The organism is Halanaerobium salsuginis (assembly GCF_900114545.1).
GTDB classification, from domain to species: domain Bacteria; phylum Bacillota; class Halanaerobiia; order Halanaerobiales; family Halanaerobiaceae; genus Halanaerobium; species Halanaerobium salsuginis.
The window spans coordinates 1-9194 of record NZ_FOTI01000066.1; the positions used below are offsets into that span (position 1 = coordinate 1).

Annotated in this window: 9 protein-coding genes; 6 read left to right on the forward strand and 3 right to left on the reverse strand. The window is 29.2% G+C overall.

Annotated elements, in window-relative coordinates:
* Positions 1-75: 75 nt before the first annotated feature.
* Together BMZ74_RS13660 and BMZ74_RS13665 are read right to left on the reverse strand one after the other, a co-directional pair.
* Positions 76-453 carry a GerW family sporulation protein gene (locus tag BMZ74_RS13660; RefSeq protein WP_089862768.1) on the reverse strand — a complete coding sequence of 126 codons (378 nt, stop codon included), beginning with the start codon at positions 451-453 and terminating at the stop codon, positions 76-78.
* A gap of 6 nt (positions 454-459) precedes the next feature.
* Positions 460-1122 carry a hypothetical protein gene (locus BMZ74_RS13665; protein WP_089862769.1) on the reverse strand — a complete coding sequence of 221 codons (663 nt, stop codon included), beginning with the start codon at positions 1120-1122 and terminating at the stop codon, positions 460-462.
* 186 nt (positions 1123-1308) lie between these two features.
* On the opposite strand from BMZ74_RS13665, the gene thrC reads away from it, so the two are divergent.
* From thrC to BMZ74_RS13695, 6 genes are all read left to right on the forward strand, one after another.
* Positions 1309-2805, forward strand: coding sequence for a threonine synthase (gene thrC / locus BMZ74_RS13670; protein WP_089862770.1), 1497 nt, complete (start codon positions 1309-1311; stop codon positions 2803-2805).
* Between the two features lie 135 nt (positions 2806-2940).
* The gene (locus BMZ74_RS13675; RefSeq protein WP_089862771.1) at positions 2941-4605 is read left to right on the forward strand and encodes a bifunctional diguanylate cyclase/phosphodiesterase; all 1665 of its coding nucleotides are present in this window, start codon (positions 2941-2943) and stop codon (positions 4603-4605) included.
* A gap of 41 nt (positions 4606-4646) precedes the next feature.
* Positions 4647-5153, forward strand: coding sequence for a GNAT family N-acetyltransferase (locus BMZ74_RS13680; RefSeq protein WP_089862772.1), 507 nt, complete (start codon positions 4647-4649; stop codon positions 5151-5153).
* A 44-nt stretch (positions 5154-5197) separates the two neighbouring features.
* On the forward strand, positions 5198-7153 hold the full coding sequence (locus tag BMZ74_RS13685) for a fructose-1,6-bisphosphatase (protein WP_089862775.1): 1956 nt from the start codon (positions 5198-5200) through the stop codon (positions 7151-7153).
* 17 nt (positions 7154-7170) lie between these two features.
* Entirely contained in the window at positions 7171-7938 is a 768-nt protein-coding gene (locus tag BMZ74_RS13690) for a class I SAM-dependent methyltransferase (RefSeq protein ID WP_089862773.1), read from the forward strand.
* A 325-nt stretch (positions 7939-8263) separates the two neighbouring features.
* Positions 8264-8896, forward strand: coding sequence for a BglG family transcription antiterminator (locus tag BMZ74_RS13695; protein WP_089862774.1), 633 nt, complete (start codon positions 8264-8266; stop codon positions 8894-8896).
* Between the two features lie 43 nt (positions 8897-8939).
* Here the strand turns inward: BMZ74_RS13695 and BMZ74_RS13700 are convergent.
* On the reverse strand, positions 8940-9194 hold a 255-nt coding region (locus tag BMZ74_RS13700), incomplete at its 5' end, for a transposase (RefSeq protein WP_143070189.1).

Below are 9194 nucleotides of genomic sequence, written 5' to 3' on the forward strand. Positions count from 1 at the left end.
ATTTAATTCAACGGAGCCAGGCAAATGCCTTTTTTATTTAGATATTTTTAGATTTACAGTTTTTTCTTCACAACATTAATTATACAACCAATTTTTTTCACTATTTTGATCAGAATCAGTTTTTTTATCTGACTCAAATTGATGCAGCAGTTCAGGTACTTTTGCTAAAATACTTTCTAAAGGCCCTTTATTTTTAACTGGAAGCATTTTAACTTCATCACCATTAATAACTAAAATAGCATCAGGCGATATTTTACAGCCAAGTCCACCACCACCGCCAGCAGACTTGCTTTTCTCTTCACCAACTCCTCCTCCTAATCCAAATGAAGCTGTTATAATAGGAATCAGTTTAATATCACCAACTGTAATTGCTTTGCCAATTACAGTTTCTGTCTTTAAAAGATGATCAAGCTTATCATACATTGTTTCTAAAACTTCTTTAGTTGTTTCCATTTTATTTCAGTCCTTTCTTTTCAATTGAGATAATTTATTTAAAAAATGACGGTTTTGAGCAGAACTAAGATAAGTAATTAATTGCCAGCAAAATAACCAGAGCTTTATTCTACCTGTCATTAGAAATTCAAAATCAAGTTTCACCTCCTGCCAGTTTAGATTTATTTCTATTTCTGGATCAAGATCATTGAATATCTTTTTTGAAAATATATCCTTTAAAGCATAATAACCAGCAATAAATAAAGCATTATAGTAAGGATCTCCCAACGAAAAATCTATTTTTAATTTCAAATGGGAAGGAACAATAATTTTCAGTATTTTTTTTAAAACAGCTAATATTTGACTAAAATTATCATTATCTAAATAAAATTTGAGATCTTTCAATTTGGTCAATTTACCTTCTTTAGCTTTAGTTTTATTTGATATTTTATTTTTATTAAAAAAAGAAGATAAATTAATCTTTTTGCTATATTTAGAAAATTTAAGCAGCCATATTTTTTCTTGATTAGACTTTTTGAAAATTAGATTTATTCCTAAATAAGAAAATTTTATTAGAAACGCTAATTTATAATTATAGTCCAACTTAATTTTATATTTTAAAGGAATAAAAAGGCTTAAAAATAAACAGCTAATTATAGAAACGAAAATTATAAAAATAAAGTTTAACATAATTTCCTCCTTTAAGTTAGCTGTTTTGTTTAATTTAATTGATAATTATTTCCTATTATGTTTATTATAATAAATAAATTAACTTTTGTATAGCAGCTAGCTTCTTTTTATCTATATTAATAGACATTAAGCCGTTGATTAGATATAATAATTTATAGTTAATCTAAAATAGTGGAGGTAAAGAGTATGGAGTATATAAGTACAAGAGGAAATTATCAACCAGTAAATTCAGCAGCGGCAATTAGCCTGGGTATGGTACCTGAAGGAGGGCTATTTGTCCCGGAAAAAATACCTACTTTTTCTTTAGCAGATTTAATTGCTAAAAAAAATTATAGTTATCAAGACTTAGCTAAATGGATATTTACAGAATTTTTAACTGATTTTAAGCAGGAAGAAATAACAGAATCAGTCGAAAAAGCTTATGCAAAAAGCAATTTTCCCCAAGTTGAAAAAGCTCCTTTAGTACAGCTGGATCAACATACATATATTTTAGAATTATGGCACGGACCAACCGCTGCTTTTAAAGATTTTGCATTACAAGTTCTGCCCTATCTTTTAGTTAAAGCTGTTCAGAAAAATAATATAAAAAATGAAATTATTATTTTAGTAGCAACTTCTGGTGATACTGGTAAAGCTGCTTTAGAAGGCTTTAAGGATGTACCAGGAGTTCAAATAGTTGTTTTTTATCCTGCTGCAGGAGTTAGCAAAGTTCAGGAAGATCAAATGTTAACTACTGGTGGTAGCAACACTTCTGTAGTTGCTATTCCGGGTAATTTTGATGACTGTCAAAATACAGTCAAAGAAATTTTTGCTGATAAAAAATTTAGAAAAAAATTATCAAATAATAATTATCAATTTTCTTCAGCTAATTCAATAAATTGGGGAAGGTTACTACCTCAAATAGTATATTATTTTAAAGCTTATTTTAATTTATTAAATAATGGAGATTTAACAGCCAGTGAAAAAATTAATATTACAGTTCCAACTGGTAATTTTGGCAATATATTAGCCGCTTATTATGCCTATAGAATGGGGCTGCCTGTTAATAAATTCATTTGTGCATCTAATGATAATAAAGTTTTAACAGATTTTTTGAAGACAGGTGTTTATGATATTAAACGAGAATTCAAAAAAACAATTAGTCCTTCAATGGATATTTTAATTTCTTCCAATTTAGAAAGATTTTTATATGAAATTACTGAGCATGATAGTCAGAAAATAAATAGCTGGTATACTCAATTAAAAGAAGAAAAAAGCTTTAAAGTAGATCAAAAAACATTAGAAAAAATTAGAGAATTGTTTGTGGGTGAATATAGTACTGAAACAGAGGTAAAACAGGCAATAAAGAGCTATTACGAAAAATATGATTATCTGCTTGACCCTCATACAGCTGTTGCGGTAGATTCATTGGCAAAATATCGTAATCAACTGGGAGATGACACAATAGCCATTGTTGATTCAACGGCTAATCCATATAAATTTAGCCGGGCAGTTCTTGAATCAATTACTGGCTCAGAAATTCCCAGCGATGAATATAAAGTAATTGCCAAGCTAAAAGAGCTGACTGCTTTAAAGATTCATCCTGGTTTAATTGGTTTAAACGGGCTTGCAGTAAAGCATTATCATAAGTGGCAGCAGAATCAGGTTAAAAATAAATTAATAGAATTATTTAAGCTTACTTAGACTTATAGTTTAACTTTTTTATTAGCTTAATTTTAGCTAGATAAATAATATTTTATTGCTCAATGCAGGTTATTAGCCTACATTGCCGAATAATAATTTATATCTTTGAATAATCGGCAGCGGAGGTAATAAAATATGATTAAACAGATTAGCATTTATTTAAAACTAAAAAGGTTATCTGAAAATAAATTTTTATCTTTCCTAATAATTTTATTTTTATTAAGCCTGATTAGCTATCTAGTTTATAAAACAGGTGGAACTCAATATAGTTATATTCATCTTATTTATCTGCCAATTATTTTTACTGCTTATCTTTATAAAATTAGGGGTGGTTTAGTAAGTGCCCTATTAGCAGGGCTTTTATTAGGACCGCTTATGCCTTTAAATACAGCAGCTATGCTGAGTCAGCAGAACAGCAATTGGATCTTCAGAACCCTCTTTTTGATTTTAATTGGAATTTTTAGTGGTTGTTTATTTTCGCTTATAGAACAGCAATTAGGGCTGTTAAATAAACTTGCTTACTTTAATAGTGAGATCTCACTTCCGACTAAAATTAAATTCAAACAAATTGTAGAAGAAAGAATTTCAGGACAGAAAGATTTTTACTTATTAATCTTATCAATCAATAATTTCTTTGATATTTATAAGTTGATTGGTTTTATGAATTCAACTAAATATATCAGTCAATTTTTGCAGAATGTCCAGAAATTTATTGGTCATAATAGTCTTATTTATTATATTAGTGAAGATAAATATGGAATAGTTTTGCCCAAAAATAAGTATTTAAATGTTAAAATTTTTTTAAATAGATTAGCTAAATATCTGGAAAAACCAATCGAATTTAAGGGACTATCAATATTTAATGATATTTCTTTTGGATTAAGTAGTTATCCTGAGAATAGCAGCATTTTTGCTGAATTAATTGATCAGGCTTTAGTTGCCTTAAAGAATGCTAATGATCTAAAAAAACAATACTACTTTTATAAAAATTCAGCAATTGAATCTAAAAATAATAAAATAGAGCTTTTAGCAGCAGTAAAAAAGTCAATCGATAATAATTCTTTTGAACTTTACTATCAACCAAAGATAAATTTATACACCAGAAAAGTAGAAACATTTGAAGCACTAATTCGCTGGAATCACCCTGAGAAAGGTCTAATTTCTCCAGCTGAGTTTATTCCAATTGTAGAACAGAGCAGTTTGATTCAGCCTCTTACCGATTGGGTTTTAAAAACTGCTCTTGCTGATATAGCTGAATTTAATCAAAATTTTAAATTCGATTTTTATAACATAGCAATTAATATCTCAGCTCGTAATTTACAAAACCCTGAATTTGCTGATAGTTTAATTTCTCATCTTAATTCTGCCAAAGTTGCAGCAAAAAATTTGAGTCTTGAAATAACTGAAACAGATTTAATGCTAGAAATTGAAAGTAATATTAAAAAATTAAAAAAACTAAAAGAAAATGGAATTAAAATATATCTTGATGATTTTGGCAAAGGATATTCGTCACTTAAGTATTTGAAAGAAATCCCAATTGATTATCTTAAAATTGATCGTTATTTTATTCTAAATATTGGAAAAGATAAATCAGTTGAGGAAATTATATCTGCAATTATTAAATTGGCTCATTCGTTAAATATTGAAGTAGTAGCTGAAGGAGTAGAAAGTGAGGAGCAATTATTATTTTTAGAAAAGCTTGCTTGTGATTATGCTCAGGGATTTTATTTTGCCTGTCCAGAGAAGAAAGAAAAAGTTATTAGCTGGTTACAGGATCACTATAAAATAGAATCATTATAATATGATAATTTTAAAAATTTATTGAAGAGGTGATGAATTAGTTGAATTTACAAAAGGCTAAATTAAAAGACATTCCTGCAATTATGGAAATAATTAATTCTGCCCGGGAACAACTTGCTGCTAATAATATAGAGCAGTGGCAGGGAAGTTATCCTGATCAAAGTATTTTTCGAGCTGACATTATAGCTGAAAATTGTTATATAATTAAAAACTCAGCTAAATTAATTGCCGTAGCCGTGATTAGTCTGGGAGATGATCCTAGCTATCAAAATATTTATCAAGGAGAGTGGCTTAGTACAGAAAAATATGGTGTTATTCACCGAATTGCAGTTACTGCTAATTATCAGGGTCAGAGTCTGGCTTCTTTATTTATTAAAAAGGCTGAAGAAATCGCTCTCAGTGAAAATATTAAAAGTATTAGGATCGACACTCATCGTGATAATTTAGCAATGCAAAATTTACTAAAAAAAAACAAATTTAAATATTGTGGCATTATTTATACTCTTAGAGAAGCAGAAAGGCTTGCTTTTGAAAAACTGCTTGTCTGAAACTAGTTGTTCTAGTTGTTAAAGGAGGAAAAAAAGTGACTGAGATGAGCGAAGAAAAATATCTGCAGCTTTTAGCAGAGCAATTTCCGAATATTCCTGCTGTAAGTACAGAAATTATAAATTTAAAAGCTATTTTAAATTTACCCAAAAGTACCGAACATTTTCTCACTGATTTACATGGTGAAGCAGAAGCCTTTAAATATATGCTTAAAACTGCTTCTGGAGTTATTGAATACAAAATTGATCAGATTTTTGAAGAAAAGTTAAAAGATAAAGAAAAAAGAGAACTGGCTACTTTGATTTTTTATCCAGAAGAAAAAATGAAAACCTTACAAAAAAGAGGTGGAATTCCACCTGAATGGTACAAAGAAGCCCTTGATTATATAGTAAAGATTTCCCGCGAAGTTTCCGCTATTTATACTCGTTCTAAAGTTCGTAAGGCCTTACCTCATAAATTTTCTTACATAATTGAAGAATTACTCCATCTAAACGAAAATGAATTAAGCAAGAAAGACTATAAAGATCAAATTTTAACTACAATTATTGAAGTAGGCCAGGCTGAAAATTTTATTATTGCTTTATCAAATTTAATTCAGCGTTTTGCAGTTGATAAATTACATATAATTGGTGATATTTTTGACCGTGGACCGGCACCAGAAAAAATTATGAGTTTTCTAAAAAACCATCATAATGTAGATATTCAGTGGGGTAATCATGATATTCTATGGATGGGGGCAGCCCGAGGTCAGAGAGCACTTATTGCAACTGCATTAAGAATTGCTTTACGTTATGGTAATTTAGAATTTATTGAAGAAGGTTATGGTATTAATTTACGTCCTCTAGCCCGATTTGCTTTAAAAATATATCCGGAGGTTAATCAGACAGTATTTGCTCCTCGCTTATTAGATAAAGAATTAGCTCAGCCTGAAATTAGTCTGATTAGCCAGATGCATAAAGCAATCACTATTATTCAATTCAAACTGGAAGGACAGTTATTAAAACAGCATCCAGAGTTCAGATTAAGTGAGGCTCTTTATTTTGAAAAGATAGATTTTGAACAGGGAATTCTAAATTTGGATGGGAAAAAATATAAACTGACAGATTCTGATTTTCCAACTATAAACACTGATCACCCTTATCAATTAAGTTCTGAAGAAGAGGAAGTAATTGAGCATCTTCGCTATTCTTTTCGCAATAATGATAGATTACAGGAAGATATTAGATTTTTATTTAATCATGGTAGTCTTTATAAGAAATATAATGGAAACTTACTATTTCACGGCTGTATTCCCTTAAATAAAGCTGGTAATTATGCAGAAGTAAAAATTGCGGGCCAAAATTATGCTGGACGTAGTTTGCTTGATTTCTTTGATGATGTTGTCAGACAGAGTTATTCACTTAATAAACAAGAAGAAACATATCGAGATTGGCTCTGGTATCTCTGGAGAGGAAAGATGTCTCCCTTGTTTGGCAAAGAAAAAATGACTACTTTTCTGCGATATTTTACAACAGTAGAGGATAAAGCACTTTATTTAGAAAAGAAAAACCCTTACTATAAAAAGAGAGAAAATGCTGATTTATGTAAGCAGATTTTAGCTGACTTTGAGCTTGATCCAGAAACAGGTCATATAATTAATGGCCATACTCCTGTTGCTGAAAAAAGAGGGGAAAGCCCAATTAAAGGAGAAGGACGTTTATTGGTTATTGATGGAGGGATTTCCGCTGCTTATCGTACTAAAACTGGGATTGCAGGTTATACCTTAACTTATAGTAGCAAAAATCTTCGGCTAATTTCCCATGATCCATTTTTATCAAGAGAAAATGCTTTAAATAAAGATAGTAGAGATACAATTTCTGCAACTGAAGTAGTTAAATTTAAGCAGCCTCTTAAAATTTCTGCAACTGATATTGGTAAAAAATTAGCCGATGATATTAATTATTTACTAAAGCTACATGAGGCTTATCAAAATGGAAGCTTAAAAGAAAACTATAGTACTTAACAAAGGAGCTGATCAGAATGCCTTTTTACTCTGAGTTTAGTAAAAATTATGATAAAATATTTCCTCTTAACTCAAAAAAATTATCTTTGCTTGATAATATATTTAAAGATTTAGCTACCACAAGAAATAGCATACATTTATTAGATATTGGCTGTGGTACAGGTAATTATGCGCTTGCTTTAGCAAAACTTGGTTATCAGCTTGAAGCTGTTGACCTTGACTTCGAAATGATAGCCTTAGCTAAAGCTAAAGCTGCCACAGAAGATAGCAAAGACTTAAAGCTTAGATTTCATAATTTAAATATGTTAGCTTTAGATAAAGAATTTAAGCCAGGGAGTTTTCAGGGGGCATATATAATAGGCAATGTATTGGTTCATCTAACAGAATCTGAAATTAAACAATTTTTAAAAATAACTGCTGATTTGTTAGTTAAAGATGCTAAATTATTTATTCAAATAGTAAATTATGATCGTATTTTAGATTTAAATCTAGCAGGTCTTCCTACAATTTATAGTAATGATAACTCTCTTTATTTTACAAGAAATTATGAATATCAAAAAGAGAAGAACACAATTTTTTTTGAGACCAAGTTAATTGATAATCTAACTGATAATTTGCTTTTTCAGAATAAAGTAGCTCTCTATCCCCTTCGCCAGCAAGAATTGATGGCTAATTTAAAAGAAGCAGGTTTTAAAGTGCTTGCAAGTTATGGTAGTTCTAAAGGAACTCCTTATAAAAAGTTAAGCTCAGTTCCGTTAATTATAAGTGCTCGAAAAACCACTTGAGTTTAAATATCAAATATAAAAAAGTAAATATTTATTAATCATTAAGTGGACTTAATTGTCCACTTTTTTGTTGTGTTGACTTTTAGTAAAAAAATTAAATAACTTAATTTTGTCATTTTTAATAACTGCCAGAATTATTTTTCTTATCCTTGTAATTGTCGAATTTTAATCATAAAATTAAATTAGCGCTAGAGGAAATAGCTCAAGCTTAACTAAATTACTGATCATAATTTAGAAATAGTCATTTTTACTCGCTAATAATTTGAATATTTTTAATTATTAGTTCTTAAAAAATCTTAATTAAGTTTTGAAGGAGTATTTGTTTATGAAAATTAGTTCTAGAACTAAAAAAATTATCAATATTTTATTAAATAAAGACGATTATATTACAATTAATAGTATTGCCAGCTGGGTTGGAGTTAGTTCTCGAACAATTATTAGAAACTTAGCTGAAGTAGAAAATTGGCTTGCAGAAAACAATTATAATTTAGAAAAGAAAAAAGGGACTGGAATTAGACTCAAAATTAGTCTTCAGGAAAAAATAAATGTTAACAAGCTGCTTGAAGGAGAAAATATAAATCGGCACTATCTGCCAGAAGAAAGAAAGTTAATCATTTTAACTGAATTACTAAGCAGTCAAATACCAGCTAAACTTTATACCTTCACCAGACTGACAAATGTTTCGGAAACTACAATAGCACATGATCTTGATGAACTAGAACAATGGTTAAAAAATTACAATTTAGAAATAATACGTAAGCCAGGACTCGGTGTTTATCTAGCCGGTAAAGAAAGAAATATTAGAAAAGCTAGTATTGACTTATTATATGAAAACTTTGCCTTAGAAGATATTTTAAAAATTATTCAAGATAGATATTTAAGTCAAAATAGAGCTTTAATTAGAAAAAATATTGCTAAAGAAAAAGGTTCTTTGACAAATGTTGTGAAATCTAAATAGCACCGTTTGAATCATGTTATCTCTTTGTTTTTTTGAATTACTCTTAAATACTTAGCAATGATAAAAATACTCGGCGTTTTAAGTTTTCAACTTTGGGAACACCGTAGCCAATTCTTTTGATTAATTTGATTTTGTTGTTTAATCCTTCAGCAAATCCGTTGGTTATTCTAGTTTTAAAATAGTTAATAATGTGTTGTTCCCAGCGTTTTACTGTTCCTTTAGCTCTATAGAAAAGATTTAATTTAGACTGACTAACATTTTCATACCAGTTATTTAAAGCTTGAATAGACTCTTTAAC